The sequence below is a fragment of the Kribbella sp. NPDC004536 genome, assembly GCF_042873835.1.
Lineage (GTDB): Bacteria > Actinomycetota > Actinomycetes > Propionibacteriales > Kribbellaceae > Kribbella.
In genome coordinates this window covers 142156-166489 of record NZ_JBIALY010000001.1, presented here as the reverse complement: position 1 = coordinate 166489, position 24334 = coordinate 142156, and the positions used below count along the sequence as shown (strand labels likewise).

The 24334-nt window shown below is 67.3% G+C and carries 25 protein-coding genes; 9 read left to right on the top strand and 16 right to left on the bottom strand.

The window, feature by feature from the left end; genetic code table 11:
* Positions 1–4: 4 nt before the first annotated feature.
* Together ACFYRU_RS00820 and ACFYRU_RS00815 are read right to left on the bottom strand one after the other, a co-directional pair.
* Positions 5–2473, bottom strand: a complete 2469-nt coding sequence (locus ACFYRU_RS00820; protein WP_387651429.1) for an NB-ARC domain-containing protein — start codon at positions 2471–2473, stop codon at positions 5–7.
* A gap of 270 nt (positions 2474–2743) precedes the next feature.
* Positions 2744–2818, bottom strand: coding sequence for a 50S ribosomal protein bL37 (locus ACFYRU_RS00815; protein ID WP_369759046.1), 75 nt, complete (start codon positions 2816–2818; stop codon positions 2744–2746).
* Positions 2819–3111: 293 nt separating this feature from the next.
* Between ACFYRU_RS00815 and ACFYRU_RS00810 the strand changes: the two genes are divergently transcribed.
* Positions 3112–4434, top strand: a complete 1323-nt coding sequence (locus ACFYRU_RS00810; RefSeq protein WP_387651426.1) for an HD-GYP domain-containing protein — start codon at positions 3112–3114, stop codon at positions 4432–4434.
* Positions 4435–4444: 10 nt separating this feature from the next.
* Positions 4445–5713, top strand: a complete 1269-nt coding sequence (locus tag ACFYRU_RS00805) for an HD-GYP domain-containing protein (RefSeq protein ID WP_387651424.1) — start codon at positions 4445–4447, stop codon at positions 5711–5713.
* On the opposite strand, the gene ACFYRU_RS00800 is transcribed toward ACFYRU_RS00805, so the two are convergent.
* The 3 genes from ACFYRU_RS00800 to ACFYRU_RS00790 all read right to left on the bottom strand — a co-directional run bounded on the left by ACFYRU_RS00800 (position 5675) and on the right by ACFYRU_RS00790 (position 8347).
* Complete coding sequence (locus ACFYRU_RS00800; RefSeq protein WP_387651422.1) at positions 5675–6322, bottom strand: DUF5317 domain-containing protein; 648 nt, start codon at positions 6320–6322, stop codon at positions 5675–5677. The genes ACFYRU_RS00805 and ACFYRU_RS00800 overlap by 39 nt on opposite strands.
* A 115-nt stretch (positions 6323–6437) precedes the next feature.
* Positions 6438–8018 carry a monocarboxylate uptake permease MctP gene (mctP, locus tag ACFYRU_RS00795; protein WP_387657968.1) on the bottom strand — a complete coding sequence of 527 codons (1581 nt, stop codon included), beginning with the start codon at positions 8016–8018 and terminating at the stop codon, positions 6438–6440.
* A 62-nt stretch (positions 8019–8080) separates the two neighbouring features.
* On the bottom strand, positions 8081–8347 hold the full coding sequence (locus tag ACFYRU_RS00790) for a DUF3311 domain-containing protein (protein WP_387651420.1): 267 nt from the start codon (positions 8345–8347) through the stop codon (positions 8081–8083).
* Between the two features lie 83 nt (positions 8348–8430).
* Between ACFYRU_RS00790 and ACFYRU_RS00785 the strand changes: the two genes are divergently transcribed.
* Entirely contained in the window at positions 8431–9399 is a 969-nt protein-coding gene (locus tag ACFYRU_RS00785) for an endonuclease/exonuclease/phosphatase family protein (protein WP_387651417.1), read from the top strand.
* Here ACFYRU_RS00785 and ACFYRU_RS00780 read toward each other — a convergent pair.
* Positions 9396–10298, bottom strand: a complete 903-nt coding sequence (locus ACFYRU_RS00780; protein WP_387651414.1) for a DUF2785 domain-containing protein — start codon at positions 10296–10298, stop codon at positions 9396–9398. The two genes, ACFYRU_RS00785 and ACFYRU_RS00780, sit on opposite strands and share 4 nt — an antisense overlap.
* 104 nt (positions 10299–10402) lie before the next feature.
* Here ACFYRU_RS00780 and ACFYRU_RS00775 point away from each other — a divergent pair, with 104 nt between their 5' ends.
* On the top strand, positions 10403–11881 hold the full coding sequence (locus ACFYRU_RS00775; protein ID WP_387651412.1) for a sensor histidine kinase: 1479 nt from the start codon (positions 10403–10405) through the stop codon (positions 11879–11881).
* Here the strand turns inward: ACFYRU_RS00775 and ACFYRU_RS00770 are convergent.
* The gene (locus tag ACFYRU_RS00770) at positions 11853–12227 is read right to left on the bottom strand and encodes a TM2 domain-containing protein (protein ID WP_387651410.1); all 375 of its coding nucleotides are present in this window, start codon (positions 12225–12227) and stop codon (positions 11853–11855) included. The genes ACFYRU_RS00775 and ACFYRU_RS00770 overlap by 29 nt on opposite strands.
* Before the next feature lie 146 nt (positions 12228–12373).
* Positions 12374–12625, bottom strand: a complete 252-nt coding sequence (locus ACFYRU_RS00765) for a WhiB family transcriptional regulator (RefSeq protein ID WP_130383822.1) — start codon at positions 12623–12625, stop codon at positions 12374–12376.
* A gap of 498 nt (positions 12626–13123) precedes the next feature.
* Here ACFYRU_RS00765 and ACFYRU_RS00760 point away from each other — a divergent pair, with 498 nt between their 5' ends.
* On the top strand, positions 13124–13429 hold the full coding sequence (locus ACFYRU_RS00760; RefSeq protein ID WP_387651408.1) for a hypothetical protein: 306 nt from the start codon (positions 13124–13126) through the stop codon (positions 13427–13429).
* Positions 13430–13433: 4 nt separating this feature from the next.
* Here ACFYRU_RS00760 and ACFYRU_RS00755 read toward each other — a convergent pair whose 3' ends face one another.
* The 8 genes from ACFYRU_RS00755 to ACFYRU_RS00720 all read right to left on the bottom strand — a co-directional run bounded on the left by ACFYRU_RS00755 (position 13434) and on the right by ACFYRU_RS00720 (position 19925).
* On the bottom strand, positions 13434–14204 hold the full coding sequence (locus ACFYRU_RS00755; protein ID WP_387651406.1) for an RNA polymerase sigma factor SigF: 771 nt from the start codon (positions 14202–14204) through the stop codon (positions 13434–13436).
* A complete protein-coding gene (locus ACFYRU_RS00750) occupies positions 14201–14593 on the bottom strand; it encodes an anti-sigma regulatory factor (protein WP_387651404.1) in 393 nt (130 codons plus the stop codon). The genes ACFYRU_RS00755 and ACFYRU_RS00750 overlap by 4 nt, the downstream gene beginning before the upstream one ends.
* A gap of 96 nt (positions 14594–14689) precedes the next feature.
* The gene (locus tag ACFYRU_RS00745; RefSeq protein ID WP_387651401.1) at positions 14690–15466 is read right to left on the bottom strand and encodes an amino acid ABC transporter ATP-binding protein; all 777 of its coding nucleotides are present in this window, start codon (positions 15464–15466) and stop codon (positions 14690–14692) included.
* Positions 15466–16428: an amino acid ABC transporter permease gene (locus tag ACFYRU_RS00740; RefSeq protein ID WP_387651398.1), complete on the bottom strand. Its 963-nt coding sequence runs from the start codon at positions 16426–16428 to the stop codon at positions 15466–15468. Before ACFYRU_RS00740 ends, ACFYRU_RS00745 begins: the two co-directional genes overlap by 1 nt.
* A gap of 8 nt (positions 16429–16436) precedes the next feature.
* Positions 16437–17348: an ABC transporter substrate-binding protein gene (locus tag ACFYRU_RS00735; protein ID WP_387651395.1), complete on the bottom strand. Its 912-nt coding sequence runs from the start codon at positions 17346–17348 to the stop codon at positions 16437–16439.
* A 174-nt stretch (positions 17349–17522) separates the two neighbouring features.
* Positions 17523–18272 (bottom strand): amino acid ABC transporter ATP-binding protein, encoded by a 750-nt coding sequence (locus ACFYRU_RS00730; protein WP_387651393.1) that lies wholly within the window; start codon positions 18270–18272, stop codon positions 17523–17525.
* A 1-nt stretch (position 18273) separates the two neighbouring features.
* Positions 18274–19089 carry an amino acid ABC transporter permease gene (locus tag ACFYRU_RS00725; protein WP_387651391.1) on the bottom strand — a complete coding sequence of 272 codons (816 nt, stop codon included), beginning with the start codon at positions 19087–19089 and terminating at the stop codon, positions 18274–18276.
* Positions 19086–19925: an ABC transporter substrate-binding protein gene (locus ACFYRU_RS00720; protein WP_387651390.1), complete on the bottom strand. Its 840-nt coding sequence runs from the start codon at positions 19923–19925 to the stop codon at positions 19086–19088. Before ACFYRU_RS00720 ends, ACFYRU_RS00725 begins: the two co-directional genes overlap by 4 nt.
* 164 nt (positions 19926–20089) lie before the next feature.
* Here ACFYRU_RS00720 and ACFYRU_RS00715 point away from each other — a divergent pair, with 164 nt between their 5' ends.
* The 4 genes from ACFYRU_RS00715 to ACFYRU_RS00700 all read left to right on the top strand — a co-directional run bounded on the left by ACFYRU_RS00715 (position 20090) and on the right by ACFYRU_RS00700 (position 24328).
* Positions 20090–21289, top strand: a complete 1200-nt coding sequence (locus ACFYRU_RS00715) for an NADP-dependent malic enzyme (protein ID WP_387651388.1) — start codon at positions 20090–20092, stop codon at positions 21287–21289.
* 144 nt (positions 21290–21433) lie between these two features.
* Complete coding sequence (locus tag ACFYRU_RS00710; RefSeq protein WP_387651386.1) at positions 21434–22588, top strand: extracellular solute-binding protein; 1155 nt, start codon at positions 21434–21436, stop codon at positions 22586–22588.
* A 40-nt stretch (positions 22589–22628) separates the two neighbouring features.
* Positions 22629–23519: an ABC transporter permease gene (locus ACFYRU_RS00705; RefSeq protein WP_387651384.1), complete on the top strand. Its 891-nt coding sequence runs from the start codon at positions 22629–22631 to the stop codon at positions 23517–23519.
* Positions 23519–24328, top strand: a complete 810-nt coding sequence (locus ACFYRU_RS00700) for an ABC transporter permease (RefSeq protein WP_387651381.1) — start codon at positions 23519–23521, stop codon at positions 24326–24328. Before ACFYRU_RS00705 ends, ACFYRU_RS00700 begins: the two co-directional genes overlap by 1 nt.
* Positions 24329–24334: the final 6 nt, after the last annotated feature.

Below are 24334 nucleotides of genomic sequence, written 5' to 3'. Positions count from 1 at the left end.
TTTGTCAGAGGAAATGCACCCTGAGGGCGAAGGTGTAGGTTTTTCCCCGCCTCAGCTGGGTTAGGAGCTCGAGGGCGTCGGCTTCGTGGATTGCTGATGCCCCGTGGAGTTTGGTGATCGCGTTGCGCAGGTCGTCGAGTGCCTGCGAACGATCGCCCCGCGCAGCGTCGATTCTGGCCAGGTCGAGGTAGAGACGACCTTCCCGGATAATGTCGCGGGACCGGGCGGCGAAAAGCATGCCGGTGACGATCGCAGCTCGCGCGTCGTCGTATTTGCCCTCCGCGGCGAGCGTGAGCGCAATGAGATGGTGGGACTCAGCCTGCGCGAGCCCGTCCCCGAGTTGCCCGGCGGTGGTCAGCCCTTTCGTCGCCATATCGAGGGCGTCCTGGTGACGACCGACTCGCAGGTGCGACAGCGCCGCGTTGATGTAGCGTTTGAACGTCGACCGCGGGTCGTCCGACCGCAAGGCCAGAGCGATGCCGGCCGCGAACGCCTGATCTGCACGCTCGAAGTCGCCTCTGCGGTCGTAGAGGCCGCCGACGGCAGTCAGCGACACACCCTCGAGTGTCTGGTTCTCGAGCGATCGGCTCAGTGCGAGGGCCTCCTCGCCGTACTCCAGCGCCTCGTCGACCCGGTCGACGACCCCCAGCAGGTAGGCGAGCGACGAGCAACAACGGGCCTGGCCGGAACGGTCGCCGAGCTCGCGGAACATCTTCAGGGCCGTGATGATCCAGTCGACGGCGGTGGCTGCGTCACCGTTCTCCGCCTCCGGGATGGCGGCATCGTGCTGCAGCCACGCCGCGGCAACCGGCAGCCGGTGTGCCAGCGCAGTCTCGACGGCACCCTCGCCGATCTCGACCATCTCGGGCCAGCGCCGCCGGGACTCGTGGTACCCGAAGAGTGCCAACGCCAGTTCGGGAAAGGCCGCCGTACCGGCCAGGGGACTGCGCTTCGCCTGCCGGAACCGGTCCATGAGGTTGCGTTGTTCCTCGTCCAGCCAGTGCTGAGCCGCCTGACGATCCCGGAACACGGGAACGTCGCTGTCCCGAACCGTTGCGAGCGGCAACCGGGGACTCGCCGGATGTGTCAGGGCCTGGCACGCCCAGCCGACCGCGATGTAGAGGTTGAGGACGCGGGCCAGGCTGCTGGTCTGCTCCGTGGAGTCGAGCTGTTGCTCTGCGAGCTCGCGAGCGTACGCACGGATCAGGTCGTGGAAGCGATACCGCTCGGGCGCGACGGATTCGAGCAGGCTCAGGTCGACGAGGCGCTCGAGGAGCAACCGGGTACGCCGCACCGGAAGATCCAAAAGCCTGGAGGCGACAACGGTCAACAGGTCGGCGCCATCCGGAACGCTCAGCATCGGCAGGCTCCGCGCGGCCTGCCGGTCGAGCTCGCGGTCACTGGACTCGAGGAACCGGACCGAGCTTGCGATGCTGGCGCGGACACTGGTCTCGTCGGTGCCGAGACTGTCGAGGCGGCGCTCCTCGTCCTGGAGGATGTCGACGAGATGGTGGATCGGCCAGGTTGGCCGCGTCGCCAGCCGGCCGCCGATCAGCCGGACCGCCAATGGCAAGCGACCGGAGTACATCGCGAGGGCCTTGGCTGCCTCGGGCTCGGCGGCCACCCGGGACTCCCCGATCAAACCACTGAGCAGGTCGATCGACTCTGCGTCGGACAGGACATCGAGGTGGATCTGGCGAGCGCCCGCCAGGTTCACCAACGAGCCACGGCTGGTGATGATCGCAGCCGATCCCGAGCTGCCCGGCAGCAGCGGAGGAACGTACGACGTGTGCGCGGCATTGTCGAGCAGCACCAGGATGCGCCGTTTGGCCAGCTTGGAGCGCAACAGTGCAGCAGCCTCTTCGACATCCTCCGGCAGGAGCCGAATGTCGTGGCCGAGTGAGCGGAGCAGATGACGCTGGGCGTCTGCGACGGACATCGGCTCACCGGGGCCGTAACCGCGGAGGTTGAGATACAGGTGGCCGTCCGGATAACTGTCCGTCAGCAAGTGTGCTGCCTGCACCGCAAGCGTTGTCTTGCCGATACCGCCCATGCCGGTGATCGCCACCAGACCGACCGGCCCGATCCCGCGCGGGTTGCGCAGCACGGACAGGATGGCATCGAGCTGCGCGGCCCGACCGGTGAAGTCTCGCGCTGCCGGCGGTAGTTGCCACGGCGCCGCAGACGCGTCGGATGCATCGGCCGGTCCGGCAGTCCGGTTCGGCGCCGACCGACTGCTCTTGCCGCGGGCAACAGTGAGGAACAGATCGGCTTCAGCGGGTGACAGGTCGAGGGCAGTGGTGAGTGAGCGGACGGTGTCCATCCGTGGGCGGCTGCGGGTCCCGCGCTCGAGGACGCTGATGGCCTGATCACTGAGGCCTGCCTGCTCGGCGAGGGCGGCTTGCGTGAGACCGACCCGGGTACGGAAGGTGCGGAGCAGCTCGCTGAAGGTCGTCGTGGCCGGCTCGCTCACTCCCCACCCTCCTCGGATCCATATCGGTCAGTACCGGAAACATGCCGGGGCTAACTCTAGGTGGATCCGTCTCTGGGTGCTGGCCGTTGTCCACAGGTCCCAGCCGGAGGTTTCGCGAATGTCGAACGATCGTTGAAGGATCGCATTCAGTGTGCAACTGCGGACTCTCCGAATACAGAACCTCTGTTTAGCTGGTCTGCTGTAAAGCTGTGACCAAATCGCAAAGACCCCGGATTTCTCCGAGGTCCTCGCTGTCTGTAGCCGCCTGGGTCAGGCGTTCGGGCGCTTGCCGTGGTTTGCGCCCTTCTTCTTGCGTGCACGGCGCTTCCGGCCGGTCTTTCCCATTCCTAAGCCTCCTTGAAACAACTGCAAAGAGTCACAGTCTCTCATACCATGCCCGAGGTGTTCACGTCGTCCGGCGGGTCACGGTTGGGCTTACAGTGTTTCGCGGCGCGCCTGATGAAGCAAAATCATGAAGAGTCGGCGATGTGCTGTCTTGCCCCCCTACGCCCCCTGCTCTGTGGGGCGTAAGACTGCGACCGCTGATCGGAGGTGACCTGACGTGCTTGGTAGTGACGCCTGGGAGTGGTGACGGTTAGAGTTCACGGGTGAACAGCCGCTGGCCGCTCCGCCTGACGGTGGCGTTCTGCGCCGGTATAGCGGTGATGGCACTCTCCATTGCGCTGTTCCATACGAGGCCTGACGCCGCCACGATTGCGCTTGGCCTCTTGCTGCTGGCGGGTGTACTGCTCCGATCCAAGGTCGGACCGGTGCGCGCCTCACTCGATTACGTTGTCGGTATCGCGCTTTTCCTCTTGTCAGGCCCGGCTGCCGCTGTCGTGGTATCGGTATTGCTGCCCCTGACCCAAGACCGTCGCCTTCCCCTGATGCGACGGGTGTTCAACGGGGCGATGGCCGTCCTGTGCGCCTCTGCCGCCGGTCTGGTCTTTCTCCGTGCGGGTGGTGTTCGCGGAGCTGCCGTCTTGGACGCACCTGGTCGTGCCCTGGTTGCGGCCACGGCGGCGATTGTCACCTGGCTCGCGGTGAGTGCCCTCCTGATGTGCATGGTGCTCTGGCTCGATCGCGGTACGACCTCACCTCTCGACTTCCTCCGCCGGGTCGCGGCACCGACCGTGCTCCCGATGATGGGATACGGACTGCTCGGCGTTCTGCTCGCAGTGGTCTGGATCGGTGGACTGGGTATCTTCGCCGTCTTCCTGGTAGTGGTACCGCTACTGGTCGCGCGGTGGACGCTCAGCCTCTACGAGGCGGAGCGAGAAGCGCAGGCCGCGACAATGCGGGCGTTCATCGAGGTGATCGAAACCAAGGACCTCTACACCAGGGGACACTCCGAGCGGGTCAGTGCCGGTGTCGGCATGCTCGGTCGGCAACTGCGGCTGAACGACGACCGTCAGCAGGCACTCGAACACGCCGGGCTGCTGCACGATGTCGGCAAGGTCGGCGTGCCTACGAGCATCATCCAGAAGCCCGGCCGTCTCGAGGACTTCGAGATGGACGCGATCCGGTTGCATCCGGCGCGCGGTGTCGAACTGATCGGCAACATCCCGTTCCTTGAAGAAGTCAAGTCCGCGATCCTCCACCACCACGAGAAGTACGACGGGACTGGCTACCCAGCCGGCCTGAGCGGCGACAACATCCCGTACTTCGCGCGCATTATCGGCATCGTCGACGCCTTCGACTCGCTGACGTCCACCCGGTCGTACCGGCCGGCTCGTGGGGTCGACGAGACCCTGGAGATCTTGCTGCAGGACCGGCACACACACTTCGATCCGCAGCTCGTGGATGCTTTCGTCGAAGTCATTCGCAAGCATGGCTGGAACGTGCCGATGACCGAGCAGCCAGCTCCGGACGAGAGCGTCCGGGGCGCGATCGACCATGACGACCTCAGCCTGGGTAGCGGTGGTGGTGCGTCGGGTTCAGCGGCCGGACCGGATGCATAGGGGGCTCGGCGTGGACGAAAATACGGCGGGGCATCGGCTGGGGAGCGGAGTCGTCGTCCTGGTGGCGGGTGCCGTGGTCGGTGTGATCGCGTTGGCCTTGACGGCACGCCGTGGCGTCACCGAGTGGCCGTACGCCCTGACCTTCGGGCTGCTGGTCGCCGTCGGCGAGATGATCCAGTTCCGGGTCGACCGGAGTCGTAACCGGGCGCCGATCGCCACCAGTGGTGCCCTGGGCTATGTGTTGCTCCGGCCGCCGGAGGTGGCGATCTCGCCGGACGTCGCGCAGGTCATCGCGGTGGTCGGGCTCGCAACGCTCGCAGGGGTCGTACCGCGGATGATCGCCGGTCTCCGTTGGGACATGGTCGTGTCGGCCCGGCGGCTGCTGTCGGTGGCGGCGGCCGCCGCGATCTTCGCCGCAGTCGTACCTGGGGACCTGTACTGGGACGGGTCGTGGGTGGCGGCCATCGCGCTGACCGGTGCGATGCTGCTGTCGGTCCTCGCGGCTGTGGTGATGGATGCGCTCGTCGGCGCCGGACAGGCGACAGAGCAGTTCAACCAGCCGTTCCCGGCCGCGTTGCGGGACGAGGCAACAGTCGCCGCGCGGATCGGGATGGCGATGGGGATCAGCGGAATGCTCCTGGCGATCGGTACGTCGTTGCTCGGGTTGTGGGGCCCGCCCCTGGTGGTGGTGCCGCTGTTCCTGACGCAGTTTGCGTTTCGGCGGTTTGCTTCGGCGCAGCGGACTTATCGGACGACGGTTCGGTCGATGGCTCGGAGTACGGAGATCGCCGGGTTCAGTAGTCCGGGGCAGAACGCGCGGACGGCTGCGCTGGCGGTGGCTATCGGCAACGACCTGGGGTTGACGCCTTCGCGGATGGAGGCGTTGGAGTATGCGGCGTTGCTGTCCGGGGTGGGGCAGTTGGCGTTGGCGGATCCGAGTCCGGGTGGGGCCTCGTTGTTGCGGACGCGGGCGGAGCGGCAGCGGGCGGCGGAGATCGGGGCGGCGGTGATCGAGCGGTCGGGGGTGCTGGATCATGTCGCCGAGATCGTCCGGCACTCCAACGATCCGTACCGGCACGGCCGGGCCAACGACGCGTCGATCCCGGTGGAGAGCGGGATCGTCAACGTCTCGCTGGCGTACGAGCAGCTGGTCGGTGAAGGGTCGGGGCAGTCGCCGGACAAGGCGATGGAGTCGATCGGGCTGGGCATCGGCGCGGAGTACGACCCGGTCGTCGTGGAGTCACTTCGGCGGGTCGTCGGCCGGGGCTTCAGGTTCTGAGAGTTCGCGGCTGGCCTTCTCGGACAGGTGCAGCACGGCAGGGGTGCCGGCGCAGGGCTCGAGTTCGGCCCAGATCGGTGCCGTGGTTGCAGGTACGCGGCCGTTGGCGCCCATCCCGGCGTACAGCAGCAGTCCGGCGCCGGCGGCGATCAGTACGTCGCCCGGGCTGATCGCCTGTCCCAGCCCTGGCAGGGCGACGGGTACGACGTCGCCGAGCCAGGGGAGGTGGGTCGTCGCGTGGGAGAGTTCGTGGCGCGCATCGGTGATCGAGGCGTCGCCGACCCCCGCGCGCTGCAAGGCGCGCAACGACACCGGCATCGCGCCGTTCAGTGCGACGACGAGCGCGTTGCTGAAGAACCCGAGTGCCAGCAGGCCGACGCCTGGGTGTTGCAGGTTCATCCGCAGGAAGACCGCGATGCAGACCGCGGACCCGATCAGCCCGACCGGGTACGCCGTACCGCCGAAGAGGGAGCCGAGCAGTTGGCCGATCGCGGCCGCCGCCAGCCAGTGGACGCCGGTCACGGTGTTGCCGGCCAGATTGCCGAACCGTCCGCCGGTCGCCAGGGCCGCGCCGGCGGCGAGCACCATGACGAGGAGGACCAGCAGCACGGGTGAGATTCTGCCGAATCAAAGGCCCGAAACCGGGCAAGCTGACCCCGCAGCGTGTCGACTTAACCGCAATAGGTGACGGCGGCCCGGAAACACCGGGCCGCCGTCAACGACCTCAGGGCTTGACCGCAGCCGCTCCGCCGTCCTCGATCACGTCCGCGACACCGGGGTCGCCGCGGTCCGCGGTGTAGTCCGAGGGGTGGGTGGTGTCCTGCCCGTCCGCGACCTTCAGGGCCCGGAGCAACAGCGTCAGCACAACGACCACGATCACGTTCAGCACGAACGCGGTCAGCGCGATGTACGCCTGCGTGTCGGTGAACGGGATCTTCGCCAGCGAACCACCGAAGTGCTTCTTGGTCGCCGGGTTCACCACGTTGTACGCCGAGATCGTGCCGAACACCATCGCCACCGCCCAGCCGGCCAGCAGCGCCCACTTGTGGAACCAGCGGGTGTACAGGCCGACCACGATCGCCGGGAACGTCTGCAGGATCCAGATCCCGCCGAGCAACTGCAGGTTCAGCGCGATCGTCTTGTCCATCGCGAGCACGAACACCAGCGCGCCGACCTTCACCAGCAGGGACGCGAGCTTGGAGACCTTGGCTTCCTGCGCCGGGGTCGCCTCCGGCTTGATGAAGGCCCGGTAGATGTTGCGCGTGAACAGGTTGGCCGCCGCGATCGACATGATCGCCGCCGGTACCAGCGCACCGACCGCGATCGCCGCGAACGCGATCCCCGCGAACCAGGACGGGAACTCCTGGTCGAACAGCCGCGGGATCGCCAGCTGCGGGTTCGCCAGCCCGTCCAGGCCCTTGACGTTGACGTTCGCCTTGATCGCCATGAAGCCGAGCAGGGCGAGCAGCCCGAGCAGCAACGAGTACGCCGGGAGGATCGCGGCGTTGCGCCGTACGACGTTCCGCGTCTTCGTCGACAGTACGGCCGTCACCGAGTGCGGGTACATGAACAGCGCCATCGCGGAACCCAGACCCAGCGTCCAGTACGACACGTAGCCCGCGTCGCCCGGGATGAACGACCCGGTCGGTTTGCCGGTCACCGGGTTCGGCTTGGCCATCTTCTCCTGGGCCGCGTGGAAGATCCCGTCCCAGCCGCCGAGCACGTGCGGCAGGTAGAAGATCGCGACCAGGATCACGACGTAGATCAGGAAGTCCTTGACGAACGCGATCATCGCCGGCGCCCGCAGACCCGACGAGTACGTGTACGCGGCCAGTACGGCGAACGCGATCAGCAGCGGGAGGTCCTTGGCCAGGGTGTTGTTGCCGCCGAGGCCCATCGTCTCGAAGACCGCCTGCATACCGACCAGCTGCAGCGCGATGTACGGCATCAGGGCCAGGATGCCCGTCACCGCCACCGCCAGCGAGAGCAGCTTGCTGCCGTAGCGACCCTGCACGAAGTCGGCCGGCGTCACGTACCCGTGCCGGTGCGAGACCGACCACAACCGGGCCATGAAGATGAACACGATCGGGTAGGCGACGATCGTGTACGGCACCGCGAAGAAGCCGCTGATCGCACCGGTCGCGTACATCGCGGCCGGGACGGCGATGAAGGTGTACGCCGTGTACAGGTCACCGCCGAGCAGGAACCAGGTGATGAACGTACCGAACCCGCGGCCGCCCAGCCCCCACTCGTCGAGGCTGTCGAGGTGGCCGGCGCTGCGCCAGCGGGCCGCCATGAAGCCCATCACGGTGACGGCCGCGAAGATCACGACGACGATGATCAACTGCACCCAGTCGACCTTGGTGTTCACTGGTCGCCCTCCTTCTCGGGGTCACCGAGTCCCTGGGCCGCGCGCCGTTTACGCTCCTCGGCTCGGACCAGGCGGTAGCTGATGCTGACCAGGATCGCGGACAGGAACACCCAGAGCAGCTGGTACCAGTAGAAGAAGGGGAATCCCCACAGGTGCGGGTCCTTCTTGGCGTACGTCGGCACCAGCAAGGGCACCACGATCGCCACCAACAGGAGCACTCCGGAGATCCAGTACGCGGGTTTGACCGCGGACAATCGGGACACTGCAAACCTCCTCGGGACACAGCAGGCGCAACCGAGCACGCTACCGTTCGTCCGGACAAGCGACTAGACCATCAGGTTGGTGCATGGATAACGAAAAGGCATGGTTCGTACGGCGCGTCGTGCTGTCCGTGCTGTTCCTGCTCATCGTTGCCGTGCCGCTCTTTCCGGAGCTGTTCGGCCTGGACGAGCTGACGCCGTTCACCCAGCTGGCCGCGTTCCGCCCCCAGTGCCTGGTCGTCGTACTCGTGCTGGCCCTGCTGATGCTGGTACGGCGCGGCTGGCGGATCGCCTCCGCGCTGGTCGCCGTACTGGCGCTCGTCGGCACGGCGCTGACGGTGCCGCGGGAGTTCTCCCGCGCGCGGCAGGCGCCGGAGGGGGCCAGGGTGCTGACGATCATGGTCGCGAATGTCCTCGGTGGCGGCGCCCGGGCCGCGGACGTCGCGGCGGTGATCCGCGCGCAGCAGCCGGACCTGGTTTCGTTGCCCGAGGCACAGGCCGACGTCCGCGAGCAGATCAGCGTGCAGCTGCAGGACCTGCGGTACAAGGGATTCACGGCCCAGCCGATCCCCGCGGCGCCGAGCGCGACAAGCGTACTGGTGTCGGCGTCGCTCGGCGACGTGACGTTCGCGTCCGAGCCCGGGACGACCTTCGGGAACATCGTCGTGACCGCCGGGAACCTCGGCGCGGTGCAGCTGATCGCGTACCACGGCTACCCGCCGCTCGCGGGCGCCGTGCCGACCTGGAAGCACGACCTGCTGAAGGTCAGGCAGTGGTGCTCGCAGGATGCGCCGACGGTGATCGCGGGCGACTTCAACGCGACCGTCGACCACGCGGACTTCCGCAACGCGCTGAACGGCTACTGCCGCAGTGTCGGGCCGTCGATCGGTAGCGGGCTGGAGGGCACCTGGCCGGCGGATCAACCCGGCGTACTGCGGACGCAGATCGACCACGTGGTGGCGACGAGACAGCTCGAACCCGAGACCTTCGCGACGTACTCGATCCACGGCACCGACCACCGGGCCGTGGTCGCGCGCGTCGCCCTCAAGCCCTAGGAAGTCGTCGCGGGGCGGTAGATGTACGGCTGGGAGGACTGGACTGCCTCGGTGAGCATCAGCAGGAGGTCGGCGCGGGCCTCGATCGGGCGGCCGAAGAGTTCGTCGTCGCCGGGGATCGGGAAACCCTTCACGCCGATCGCGAGCTGGCTGAGCAGGACGTGCAGCACGCCACGGGCGTTGAACACGTTCGGCGACGGCCACTCCGGCAGCGTCTCGTGCATCAAGGGCTGCTGGCCGGCGGTCGCGGCGATCGGCTTCAGCCAGCGCTCGAGCTCGTCGCTGGTCAGCATGTTCCGGTGCAGGACCGTCATCACCGCGTGCGCGACCCGGTCGTGTTCCTCGTGCACCCAGCGGTACGGCGTGTCCTTCACGATCCGGTCCGCCAGTACGTCGAGCAGCGCCCGCAGGACGCCGGTGTCGCAGTGCCGGGACCGTGCCAGCGCACCGATCGCGTCGGCGCCGTGCGCGACCGCGTGCGCCCAGCCGCAGTCCTGGACGTACCCGCGCAGGTCGCGTTCGCGCAGCAGCCAGGTCGCCAGCCGGTCACCCCAGCGCATCACCACCTCGTCGTGTACGAGGAACTCGGCGTTGTCGCGGTGGATCACCTCCGCCAGGGTCAGCGCGGTGAACGAGCGGCGGAAGACGGTGTCGGTTCCGTCCTCGCCGAGTCCGTAGTTCAGGCCGGCGCAGAGGCCGTCACCGAAACCGGGCAGCAGGTCGTCGTACACCCCGCGCTCGAGCCAGGTGGCGAGCGTCGGGTACGCGAGGGCGTCGCGGACCTGTGGGTTGGTGCTGGCCAGACCGCGGACGAGCTCCTCGGTGAGCTCGGTCAGCGTACGGTCGTGGGGTACCGCGTAGTCCGCGGCCATCACGTCCTGCCAGTACGTCGACTCCACCCGAGCATCCTTTCACTAGTCGCTGATCAATCAACACCCACACCCCACCACTTGTCGAGCGAACCACCGCAGGCGCTGGTATAAGACCTCGGTAGCATCGGACCGTGCCGTCTTTGACCGATGTGGCGCGCAACCACACCACGCTCGACCAGGCCGACCTGGACCGTCTGCAGCTGCTCGTCTCGGACTGGCAGATGCTCGCCGACCTGTCGTTCGCCGACCTGGTGCTCTGGCTGCCGGACACCGAAGGGCTCGGGTTCTGGGCCGGTGCGCAGATGCGCCCGACCACCGGACCGACCGCCTACCTCGACGACATCGTCGGCAGCTTCATCCCGCGCGGCCGCCGGCACCTGCTGGACCAGGCCTACGACGGCGGCCGGATCTGCCGCGAGGGCGACCCGGAGTGGCGCGACGACGTACCGGTCCGGGTCGAGACCATCCCGGTCCGGCGCGGCTCCCGGGTGATCGCGGTGATCGCGCGGAACACCAACCTGCTCGGCGTCCGGACCCCGTCCCGGCTGGAGATCGCGTACCTGCAGAGTGCGACCGACCTGGCCCGGATGATCACCGACGGCATCTTCCCGTACGGCGGCGAACGGCTGCTGTCCACCACCCCCCGCGTCGGCGACGGCTGTATCCGGGTCGATCGGCACGGAATGGTGACGTTCGCGAGCCCGAACGCGTTGTCCGCGTACCGGCGGATGGGGCTGGTGACCGACCTGGTCGGCTCCCGGCTGAAGGACGTCACCGCGGACCTGCTGCAGTCCGGGCACAAGGTCGACGACGTGCTCGCGTCGGTGGTGACCGGGCGGGCCGCCAAGGAGATCGAGATCGAGAACTCCGACGCGACCCTGTTCCTGCGGGCGATCCCGCTGCGGTCGGACGGCCAGCACGTCGGGGCGCTGATCCTGCTCCGGGACGTGACGGAGCTGCGCAGCCGGGAACGGGAGCTGGTCACCAAGGAGGCGACCATCCGGGAGATTCATCATCGCGTCAAGAACAACTTGCAGACGGTCGCCGCGTTACTGCGGATGCAGGCCCGGCGGATCACCGTTCCCGAAGGGCAGGACGCGCTGGCCGAGGCGGTCCGCCGGGTCGGGTCGATCGCGATCGTGCACGAGACGCTGTCGGAGTCGTTCGACGAGCACGTGGACTTCGACGACGTCGCGGACCGGGTCGGCGCGATGGTCGCGGACGTGTCGACGGTCGCGACCACGGTGGAGACGCGCCGGAAGGGTTCGTTCGGCGTACTGGACTCGGAGATCGCGACGCCGCTGGCGATGGTGCTGACCGAGCTGATGCAGAACTCCGTCGAGCACGCGTTCGGCGGCCGGGACTCCGGCACGGCCGGCGGTTCGATCGAGCTGACCGCGGAGCGTTCGGTCGGCCGGCTGCACATCGACGTCGTCGACGACGGCCTGGGCCTGCCGGACAACTTCGACTCCGAACTGTCCGGCAACCTCGGCCTGTCCATCGTCCGCACCCTCGTGATCGGCGAACTGGACGGAACCCTGCAGTTCGGCCCCCGCCACGACGGCAAATCAGGTACTCAGGTCACCCTCGATATTCCTGTGAAGGATTAGGCAGCACCGGCGCGATCACCTGGGGAGTGCTGCTGACTGTCAGGCGCAACGGTCGCCCCTTCGAGTCAGTGTTCGTGTCCTTGAGGAGAAGTACCAGCCCGTCGATCAACGACCAAATGCCGAGGCCGCCGAAGGTCAGCAGCTGACCGATCGCGATTCCGATATGGCCGGTGTAGAAGCGGCCGACGCCCCAGACCCCGAAGAAGAGCTGCAGGACACCCGCGACGTTCCGGGACTTGTCGGAGTACGGACGCCCATAGGGGTCATGACCGAATGGGGCCGGGTAGGGAGCCCCGTAGCCGGGGTAATGCATCGGATCTTGCGGCAGCTGGCCTTGGTACGACACTGAGCCTGTCCCTCGCTCTCGGTACTGGACGAGCGGAGCATGTCATCAGGGCCTGAATGCGGGCTGACCCGTCGCTGAAGGCCGTGCCGAGCGGGAAACACAAAGGCCCCGCGGGACTTTCCGCGGGGCCTCGAAGGAGGACTTGCTCAGGCGGTGCGGATGCGTTGGCGGGCGTTGCGGCGCTTCAGCGCGCGACGCTCGTCCTCGCTCAGGCCGCCCCAGACACCGTGGTCCTGGCCGGCTTCCAGCGCCCACGCGAGGCACTGCTCACGCACGTCGCAGCGTCGGCACACCTGCTTGGCCTCCTCGATCTGCATGATCGCGGGCCCGGTGTTGCCGATGGGGAAGAACAGTTCCGGGTCCTCGTCGAGGCATACGGCCCGGTGGCGCCAATCCATGGCGGATCCCATCTCTCTCAGTAGTTGACGTATGCTGACGGGTAGGTCTGTGCCCGATCAGCGGTGCTGTACTCGTCGGTTCGTGAGGCACGGGGGTTTGGTGCCGCGTCTGTTGTGAACGCTTTCACGAACGAGACCATGTTCCCAATCTTGGCGGATCGAAACAAGGGTTATGCAGTTGTCGATCCGATCACAACGCTTCCTTAACACTTCGAACCGGCGCGCAGCGGCGCTCTCCATCCGGTTATCGGACGAAGCGGCCCGTCTGCAAGTACCCGTTCACTGCAGGTAACCGTTCCAACCATCTTTTGGTTACGCAGAACCTCAAATCCCTGTGGGGCCGGGGCTCGCATGACCTCCGGGACCGGCAGCACTCATTAAGCTGGCGAAGTGCCGACCGACTCCCCAGTTGCCGCAGTCCCGAGACCGCTCAAGCTAGCCGCGGCAGTGGTCGCTGTGGAAGGGCTTGTGCTCATTGTTTTGGGATTTGCCCAAGCCTTGACGATCGACAGCGGCCGGCTGGTGCTCGGAGTCACCACCACGGCCTTCTTCCTGGTGTACGGCGTGGGCCTGGTCTTCGTTGCTGTGCGTGGCCTGTGGAAGGCCGCGCGGTGGAGTCGCGGACCGACGGTGTTCACGCAGCTGATCCAGCTCCTGGTCGCGTACAGCCTCTGGAGCGGCGGTACGGCAGTGGTCGCGATCGGCCTTGCCGTACTGGCCGTCGTGATCCTGGTGTGCGTTTTCCAGAAGGCCTCCACCGAGGCCCTGACCGGTGGTGACTCCAACGATCACCCGGTGCTCTGAGCACCTACTCCTTCAGCAGACCGGTCCGGAGTTCGGTCAGCGTACGGGCCAGCAGCCGGGAGACGTGCATCTGCGAGATGCCGATCTCCTCGGCGATCTGGGACTGGGTCATGCCGCGGAAGAACCGCAACGTGAGGATCCGCTTCTCCCGGGTGTCGAGCTGGGCCAGCAGCGGTTTCAGCGACTCCCGGTACTCGACACTCTCCAGCGCCTCGTCCTCGCCGCCGAGGCCGTCCAGGACCGTGGTCGCGTCGGTCTCGTTCTGATCCGGAGCGTCCAGGGACAGCGTGTTGTAGGCGTTCGCGGACTCCAGGCCCTCGATCACCAGGTCCGGTGAGAGCCCGAGGCGTTCGGACAGTTCGGCCACGGTCGGCGCGCGGCCGAGTTCCTGGGTCAGCTCCGCGGTCGCGGCGGTCAGCGACAACCGCAGCTCCTGCAGCCGCCGCGGTACTCGGATCGCCCAGCCCTTGTCCCGGAAGTACCGCTTGATCTCGCCGAGGATCGTCGGCGTCGCGTACGTCGAGAACTCGACGCCGCGCTCGGAGTCGAACCGGTCGATCGCCTTGATCAGCCCGATCGTCGCCACCTGGACGAGGTCGTCGTACGGCTCCCCGCGGTTGCGGAACCGGCGCGCCAGGTGCTCGACCAGCGGCATGTGCAGCGCCACCAGCCCGTCCCGGGCGGCCGGATCCCCCGGGGCGGCCGCCATCCGCTGAAAGAGCTCGGCCGTCCGCGTCCGCAGATCAGGAGATTCCTGAGTGTGCTCGTCTGTCACAGGGTCTCCGTGGCGGTGGCGGTGGCCGTCACGGTGATGGTCAGCCGGCCGTCGATGGTCTCCGCGGCGGCCGACTCCACCAGCGCGGTCAGCACGGTCCAGCCGAACGACGCGGTGTCCGGGCGCCAGCCGTTCGGTACGACGGCACTCGTGCGTACGGTCAGCTGCGGCGGCGCGATCTGGAACACGCACTCCAGTACGCCGTCGGCCGACTGCGGCAGCAGCAGCGCGCACGCCTCGTCGACGGCGATCCGCAGATCGTCGATCGCGTCCAGCGTGAAGTCGTTGCGGGCCGCGAGGTTACCCACCACCGACCGGGGTACGGCGATGTACGCGCTGTCCGCCGGGATGCTCAGGCGAACCTCGGCGGCTCCTGCGCTGCTGGTCACGTCGTCTCCCTCGTATCAACTCCACTCGCCGTACATCATCCAACCTCAACGCGTTCGATGCACGGCGAGCGGGGCCGACCGAGGAAGAAAGAACTGCTACGGGTGTTCGTGCTCCGACCGCAGGCGGGCCAGGAACGCCTGCGTACGCGAGTGCTGCGGGTTGCCGATCACGTCCTTGGGCGGGCCGGCCTCGACGACCACGCCGCCGTCCATGAACACGACGGTGTCCGCGACGTCGCGGGCGAACGCCATCTCGTGGGTGACCACGATCATCGTCATCCCGTCCAGCGCGAGCTCCCGCATCACCGCGAGCACCTCGCCGACCAGCTCCGGGTCGAGGGCGGACGTCGGCTCGTCGAACAGCATCAGCTTCGGCTGCATGGCCAGCGCCCGCGCGATCGCCACCCGCTGCTGCTGACCGCCGGACAGCTGCGCCGGGTACGCGTTGCAGCGGTCCGCGAGGCCGACCCGGTCGAGCAGCTTCATCGCCCGCTCGCGCGCGCTCTTCTTCGACTCGCCCCGGACCTGCGTCGGCGCCTCGACGATGTTCTCCAGCGCGGTCTTGTGCGGGAACAGGTTGAACCGCTGGAACACCATCCCGATCTCACGCCGCTGCGCCGCGATCTCCTTGTTCTTCAGGCGGTACAGCTTGCCGTCGCGGTCGGCGTACCCCATCAGTTCGTCGTCGACCCAGATCCGGCCGCCGTCGATCGTCTCGAGCTGGTTGATGCAGCGCAGGAAGGTGGTCTTGCCCGACCCGGACGGGCCGAGCAGACAGACCACCTGGCCGCGTTCGACGTCCAGGTCGATGCCCTTCAGCACCTCGTTGTGGTGGAAGGACTTGGTCACGTTGACCGCGTGTACGAGCGGCATCAGGCACCTCCCGCCCCGGCCGGGCGCGCGGCCCGCGGCGCCTTGGTCCCGAAGCCGCGACCGAAGTGCCGCTCCAGGAAGTACTGCCCGACCATCAGCACGCTCGTCGCGGCCAGGTAGTACAGCGTGGCCGCGACCGCGATCGGGAACGTCTTGTAGTAGTTGCTGCCGATCGACTGCAGTTGGTAGAACAGCTCGCCGATCACCGGTACCGCGACCAGCAGCGAGGTGTCCTTCAGCATCGCGATCGTCTCGTTGCCGGTCGGCGGCACGATCACCCGCATCGCCTGCGGCAGTACGACCCGGCGCATCACCTTGCCGCTGTTCATCCCGAGCGCCTGCGCGGCCTCGGCCTGGCCCTTGTCCACGCTCATGATCCCGGCCCGGGCGATCTCGGCCATGTACGCGGCCTCGGACAGCCCGAGGCCGATCACACCGGCGACCAGCCCGGTGAACACCTGGTTCGCGTCCAGGTTCAGGAACCGCCAGTCACCCGACAGCCCGAACCAGTCGATCAGCTTCCAGTCGAACGGGAACCCGAACGAGATGCCCTGCGGGAACAGGATCCCGAGCGTGCCCATCGTGAACAGCAGGATGTACCGCGGGATGCTCCGGAAGAACCAGGTGAACACCCACGAGACACCCGACAGGATCGGGTTGTCGGACAGCCGCATGACGGCCAGCAGTACACCGCCGCCGACACCGACGACCATCGACAGCGCGGTGACCAGCAGCGTGCCCTTCAGGAACCCGTTGATCACCGGCTGCTGGTTCATCGCCTGGAAGACGAACTTCCAGTCGAACGCGCTGTTCGTCACCAGCAGGTGCACCAGCATCGCCACCAGGATCGCGATCACCGCGATCGCGACCCAGCGGCCCGGATGCCGCACCGGTACGGCATCGATCGCACCCGGCCGCTCCGGAGCGGCGTCCTGCGGCCGGGCTTCCGTTTCCGTACTCATGATTCAGCTCACGGATTCACGGCGAAGTCGGTGATGGCGCCGGAGTCGTTGTTCCACTTCTGCAGGATCGACTTGTAGGTGCCGTCGGTGTTCAGTGCCTGCAGTGCCTGGACGATCGCCTGCGCGAACGCGGTCTCCGACTTCGGGATCACGTAGCCGTACGGCGCCGCGTCGTAGATCTGGCCGAGCTGCTCGAGCTGGCCGTTGGTCTGCTTGATCGCGTCCAGGACGACGGGGGAGTCGGCCAGCATCGCGTCCGACTTGCCGGACACCAGGTCCGCGGTCGCCTGGTCCTGCTTGTCCCGCGGCAGTTCCTTGAAGGCCGGCTTGCCCGCCGACGTGCACTTCTTCAGCCGCACCGGCAGGTCGTCCTGCTGCTGGGTCGTACCGGTCTGGACCCCGATGGTCTTGCCGCACGGGTCGTCGGCGCTGACCCCCTTCGGGTTGCCCTTCTTCACCGCCCAGAGCGTGCCGGCGCTGAAGTAGCTGACCATGTTGACCTGCTTCTTGCGCTCGGCGTTGATGGTGAACGACGAGATGCCCATGTCGTACTTGCCACCCTGGACGCCGGTGATGATCGTGCTGAAGGTGGCCGGCTGCCACTCGACCGTGACGCCGAACTTCTGCGCCACCGCGTTGAACAGGTCGACGTCCATGCCGACCACGTTCGTACCGCCCTGCAGGAACTCGTTCGGCCGGTAGGTCGCGTCGACGCCGACGACGATCTTCTTGGCGGCCTTGATCTTCGGCGGCAGCGATCCGCTCAGGTCCGGTCCGCTGCTCGACGGAGCGCTGGAGGGGGCGCTCGACGGAGCAGTCGACGGGGACGAGCCCCCGTTCTCGAGAGAGTTCGAACCGCAGCCGGCAGCCGCCAGAACCAGGACGCCGGACAGCACCAGCGCCCTCCGCAGGACAGACATCTGGTCCTCCAAAACCGGGCACCGGTCGGCCCGGTGCCGTGTGTCCGCATCTTGACACAGCGACCTGCGGACAGCGCACGGACCAACCCGGAACAGAGACCTATTCGTAGTCTGACCGCGGCCACGCTGCGTATCCGTCGACCACCCGGACACGCAGCGTGACTGAGATCGTGCTCAGGTCTCCACGTGGGTCGGGTCCAGCACCCGGCGCAGGAAGGTCCGGGTGCGTTCCTCCTTCGGGGCGCCGATCACCTCGGCGGGCGGGCCCTGCTCGACGATCACGCCGCCGTCCATGAACACCACCCGGTCCGCGACCTCGCGGGCGAACGCCATCTCGTGGGTGACGACCAGCATCGTCATCCCGTCCAGCGCGAGCTTGCGCATCACCGTCAGGACGTCGCCGACCAGTTCCGGGTCGAGCGCCGACGTAGGTTCGTCGAACAGCATCAGCGCCGGGTCCATCGACAGCGCGCGGGCGATCGCCACCCGCTGCTGCTGACCGCCGGACAGCTGGGCCGGGTACGCGTCGATCTTGTCGCTCAGCCCGACCCGCTCCAGGTTCGCGCGGGCGACCCGGTCGGCGTCCTCCGCGCTCCGGCGCAGAACGGTGCGCTGGGCAACGGTGCAGTTCGCCAGCACGGACAGGTGCGGGAACAGGTTGAACTGCTGGAACACCATCCCGATCTGCTGCCGGGCCGCGTCCAGGTGGCAGTCCGGGTCGGTGATGTCCTCACCGCGGACGATCACCTGTCCTTCCTGCGGGGTCTCCAGCAGGTTCACGCACCGCAGCAGCGTGGACTTGCCGGACCCGGACGGGCCGATCACGCACACCACCTCGCCCTGCTCGACGGTGAAGTCGATCCCGCGCAGGACGTGGTTGCTGCCGAACGACTTGTGCAGGTTCTTGATCTCTACCAGGGCCATGTCAGCGCGTCCTCGCAGTTCTGGCTTCGAGCCGGCGGGCGAGGATGCCCAGCGGCAGGGTGATCACCAGGTAGCAGAAGCCGCAGACCACGATCGGCGTCAGGTTCGAGTCCGTGTTCGCCAGGTCGCGGCCGAACCCGGTGAGCTCGTACCCGTCGGCGGCGACGCCGATCATGAACACCAGTGACGAGTCCTTGACCAGCAGGATCAGGTCGTTGGTCAGCGGCGGCAGCACGATCCGGAACGCCTGCGGCAGCACGATCTTCCGCATCGCCAGCCCGGCCGGCATGCCGAGCGAACGGGCCGCCTCGACCTGGCCGCGCGGTACCGCCTGGATGCCGGCCCGGATCACCTCGGCCATGTACGCCGACGCGACGATGCCGAGCGCGAGCCACACCACGCCGTACGGGTCCCAGGGGATCGTCAGGCCCGGGAACGCCAGCGGCAGCAGGCTGAACGCGATGAACACCACGATCGCCGGCAGCCCACGGAAGAACTCGATGTAGGCGGTCGCGATCCACCGGTACGGCCCGACCTGGCTGAGCTTCATCAACGCCAGCAACGTACCGCCGCACAGGCCGATGACGAACGCACCGGCGGTGTACTCGAGCGTCTTGAGCAGTGCCTTGAGGACGCCGTTCTCGAACGTCGACTTGATGAACTCCGGCCGGAAGAACACGTCCGCGATCTGGTGCCAGTTCGCCGTGAACACGGCGGCCAGGATCAGTACGACGAGGATCGCGTACTGGATCCAACGGGAGCGCTGGGCCCGCTGCCGCGGACTCAGCCCTCTTCGCTCAACGGTTTGTGTGCTCACTTCTTCGGCTCAACCCCGAACCACTTCTTGTAGATCTCGTTGTACTTGCCGTCCGACTTCGCCTTGGTCAGCAGTTCGTTGAACTTGGCCACCAGTTTCGGGCCGCTGCCGTCCTTGAGCGCACCGAAGCCGTACTGCTCGCCGGTGTTGAACTCGGCCACCACGGCCATGTCCGGGTTGTCCTTGACGAAGTCGTACAGCACGCCGTTGTCGTTGATCGCGGCGTCGACCCGGCCGGACTTCACGTTGTTCTCCTGCAGCGCGAGATCGTTGAACGGGATCACCGTGTAGCCGTTCGCCTTGGCGTTCTCGTCGGCGTACTTCTTGCCGGTGGTGTCGGCCTGGGCGCCGACCTTCTTGCCCTTCAGGTCGGCCAGCGACTTGATGCCGGAGTCCTTCTTCGCCATCAGCACCTGGGTGGCGTCCATGTACGGGTCGGTGATGCTGATCGCCTTCTGGCGCTCCGGCGTGATCGTCATCGCGCCCATGCCCATGTCGCACTTCTTCGCCTGGAACGCGGCGCCCGAGGTGACCTGCGACCACTCGATGTTCACCACGTCGTACTTCAGGCCGAGGTCCTGGGCGACCAGGTCGAGCAGGTCCACGTCGAACCCGACGACCTTGTCGCCGTCCTTGTACTGGAACGGCTTGTACGGCAGGTGCGTGCAGATGGTCAGCTTGCCGGACTTGACGAGCGTGATGCCGGCGGCCTTCGCCTTGTCATCGGATCCGCTACCGCCGGAACCGCCACCACAGGCGGTGAGGGCGAGGGCAAGTACGGCGACCGCGGCGACAGCCTGCGCCCGGCGCTTGCGGAGAGTGGGGACGATGTTCATCGCGGATTCTCCTCGACAGGGGTTGTGAATTCTGAGAATCCTGGCACACCGAGGGGGATGTGGGACCCCTCACAGCAGACCAGTGAGGTCTGTGGTTTACTCATCCGCACGGGCGATCCCCTGCTTCTGAACACTGAATCCGAGTTTTCCGAGAGGGTCCGTCCATGGTCGCCCAACCTGTTGAAATCCCCGTTTCCGATCCCTACGCCGGCGACGCCGTGTTCGAGCTGCACCGCGGCGGCAAGATCGAGGTCACGTCGTCGATCCACGTCAAGGACGCCGACGACCTGTCGAAGGCGTACACCCCCGGCGTCGCCCGGGTCTGCACCGCGATCGCCGAGGACCCGTCGCTGGTCCGGCGGTACACCTGGAAGTCGAACGTCGTGGCAGTCGTCACCGACGGCACCGCGGTCCTCGGCCTCGGCGACATCGGCCCGGCCGCGTCGCTGCCGGTGATGGAGGGCAAGGCGCTGCTGTTCAAGGAGTTCGGCGGCGTCGACTCGGTGCCGATCGCGCTGGACTGCACCGACGTGGACGAGTTCGTCGAGACGGTCGCCCGGATGGCGCCGACGTTCGGCGGGATCAACCTGGAGGACATCTCCGCGCCGCGCTGCTTCGAGATCGAGCGCCGGCTGAAGGAACGCCTGGACATCCCGGTGTTCCACGACGACCAGCACGGTACGGCGGTCGTCGTACTCGCCGCTCTCCGGAACGCCCTGCGGGTGACCGGCAAGCGGATCGAGGACATCCGCGTGGTGATCTCGGGTGCGGGCGCGGCCGGCGTCGCGTGCGCGCGGATCCTGCTGCAGGCGGGCGTCGGCGACCTGGCTGTTGTCGACAGCAAGGGTGTCCTGCACGAGGACCGCGCCGACCTGAACCCGGTGAAGCTGTCGCTGGCCCGGGACACCAACACCGGCGGCATCTCGGGCCGCTTGGTGGACGCCCTGGCCGGCGCCGACCTGTTCCTCGGGGTGTCCGGCGGGACGGTGCCGGAGGAGGCCGTCGCGCAGATGGCGGCCGACGCGATGATCTTCGCGCTCGCGAACCCGAACCCGGAGGTCCACCCGGACATCGCGCACCGGCACGCCGCGGTGGTCGCGACCGGTCGTTCCGACTTCCCGAACCAGATCAACAACGTGCTGGCGTTCCCCGGCATCTTCCGCGGCGCCTTCGACGCGAACGCCTCCCGGATCACCGAGGGGATGAAGCTGGCCGCCGCCGACGCGCTGGCCGGCCTGATCTCGCCGGCGGACCTCCGCCCGGACTACGTCATCCCGTCGCCGTTCGACGAGCGCGTCGCGCCGGCGGTCTCGGCCGCGGTCGCCGCCGCGGCGGTATCGGAAGGCGTCGCCCGGCCTGCCTGAACGCCGAAGCGTTGCTGAGAGCAACTTCTTTGGTTGTTTTCCGCCAGTTATCAAACGCTTCTTGGAAAGGTATTGACTTAACAAACTGCCGCCGCCACCATTGGCCTGGTTTTTCCAGACCCGTACTCATGGTGGGAGGCGTTCATGAAGCTCAGGACCGCATTCGGAGCGGCCGCGGCGATCACCGCCGCGGCCCTTGCTCTGAGTGGGTGCGCGCAGAAGAGCACCGCCACCCAGGGCGGCGGCGCCGGCGATGTGAAGACGGTCAGGGTCTTCATCAGTGGCGACACGAACATCCAGAAGCTCTGGACCGACGATCTCGGCCCGGCGTTCGAGAAGGCCAACCCCGGCTACAAGGTGCAGATCACGCTCGACCTGCACGGCGAGCACGACGCGCAGACGATGGCCAAGCTGTCCGCGTCGGTGGCGCAGAAGAAGGACCCGGGATTCGACCTGGTGGACGGCGGTTTCGTGGCGAAGGCCTCGGCCGCGAACCTGCTCGACCCCGTCGAGGAGTCGAAGTTCTCCACGCTGAACGACATCCCGGCCGACGTGGTGAAGGCCGGCGGCACCGGCGGCATCCCGTACCGCGGTTCGTCGGTCCTGCTCGCGTACGACTCGAAGGCCGTACCGGCGCCGCCGAAGACGCTCGACGACCTGCTCGCGTGGATCAAGGCGAACCCGGGCAAGTTCACCTACAACTCGCCCAAGTCCGGCGGGTCCGGTGGCGCGTTCGTGGCGACGGTGCTGGACAAGTACGTCCCGGCCGACGCGCGGCAGAAGATGACGGTCGGCTACGACAAGGGCCTCGAGTCCAACTGGGACCAGGGCTTCGCGACGCTGCACGGCCTGAACCCGTACGTGTACCAGAAGGGTGTCTACCCGAACGGCAACCAGCAGGTGCTGGACCTGCTCGCGAACGGGCAGATCTCGATGGCGCCGGTCTGGTCCGATCAGTTCACCACCGCGGTCGCGAACGGCGCGATCCCGTCGACGGTGAAGGCCGCGCAGATCTCCGACCCGTCGTTCACCGGCGGCGCGGCGTACCTCGGCGTACCGGCGAGCAGCCCGAGCAAGGACGCGGCCGTCAAGCTCGCGGACTTCGTCCTGCAGCCTGCGCAGCAGGCGATGATCGTCAAGGACATCTCCGGCTACCCGGCGATCTCGCTGGCCAAGCTGCCGCCGGAGCTGCAGAGCAAGTGGGCGAATGCGAACACCGACAACCTGCGCAAGGGCTACTTCGACTCGATGACGAAGGACCTCAACAACCTGTGGGACCAGAAGGTGCCAGGGAAATGAGGGCGGCGGCGGGTAGGTGGGACCAGAAGGTGCCGGGCAAGTGAGGGCGGGGCGGGCGCGCGGGTTCTTGATGGCGCTGCCGCCGATGGTGTTGATCGCGGCGTTCATCGGGTTCCCGGTGGTGCTCGCGCTCGGCTTCAGCCTCGGCTTCACCGGCGGCCTGAACCGGACCGTCGCGCTGATCGGCCAGAACGTCCACTCCGCGCACGGCATCGTGCCGACGTTCTCGGCGTACGGCGAGATGTTCACGAACTCCCGGTTCCTCGGCGACCTCTTCGTGACGGTCGTCGTCACGCTGATCAGTACGTCGCTGGTCGTCCTGCTGGCCGTCGGCATCGGGCTGTACCTGAAGTTCTCGCCCGGCCTGCTCGGCAAGGTGCTGTCCACGCTCGCGGTGGTGCCGCTGTTCATCCCGGTCGTCATCGCGTCGTGGGCGATCCTGGGCTTCTACTCCGCGAACGGCTTCCTGCGCAGTGTGGCCTCGCAGTTCGGGCTCGGCTTCCCGGTGTGGTCGTACACGCTGGTGACCGTCGTCATCGGCTCGGTGTGGACGTCGCTGCCGTTCGCGACGCTGCTGGTCAGCTCGGGGTTGCAGGCCGTTCCGCAGGCGATGATCGATGCCGCGCGGGACGCCGGTGCCTCGTTCTGGCGGGTGGTCGTCAGCGTCGTGGTGCCGATGGCCGGCGTACCGATCGTCATCGCGACCACGTTCACCGCGATCGGCATCCTCGGCTCGTTCACCGTGCCGTACTTCACCGGCCCGAACTCGCCGAACATGCTCGGCGTCGACATGTCGAACTATTTCTCCGCGTTCAACCAGCCGCAGCAGGCGGTGGTGATCGCGTTCATCGTGTTCGCGATCGCGTCCGGGATCGCGGCCGTCTACGTGTGGGCGAACTTCCGCTCCGCCAAGGAAGCCGGGGCGGTCTGATGGCCAAAGGGTTGACCCGCGCCGCGGTCGTCGTGTTCGCGGCCGTACTGGCGCTGTTCATCATCGGGCCGCTCGGCTGGCTGGCGGTACGGGCGTTCGCGACCACCTGGACGTACCCGAACCTGTTCCCGGACGGCTGGACGTTCCGCTGGTGGAACGTCGTGTTCAGCGATCACGCGCTCGCGGTCGCCGTCCAGAACTCGTTGTTCTTCGCGCCGATCACGGTCCTGGTGTCCGCGGTGATCTGTCTGCCGGCGGCGTACGCGTTCGCGCGGTTCGAGTTCCCGGGGCGGCGGTTCTTCCTGATCGGAGTGTTCGCCGCGAACGCGTTCCCGAAGATGGGGCTGTTCGTCTCGCTGGCGGCGTTGTTCTACGCGCTCAACCTGATGAACACGATCCTCGGCATCCTGGTCGTGCACGTACTCGGCACCGTCGTGTTCATGACCTGGATCCCGGCCGCCGCGTTCGCCGCCGTACCGCGCAGTCTCGAGGAGGCCGCCCGGGACGCCGGCGCCTCCAAGCTGCGGACGTTCTTCAGCGTCACGCTGCCGATGGCGCTGCCGGGGATCCTGGTGGCCGCGATCATGAGCTTCCTCGCGTCCTTCGACGAGGCGCAGGGTACGTACCTGGTCGGCGCACCGGACTACATGACGATGCCGACCCAGATGTACAGCCTGGTGCTGAACTACCCGACCCAGGTGGCGGCAGTGTTCTCGATCCTGCTGGCCATCCCGTCCGTCGCGCTGCTGCTGGCCGCGCACAAGCACATCGTCGGCGGCCACCTCGCCGAGGGCTTCCAGATCAAGTAGGGGCAG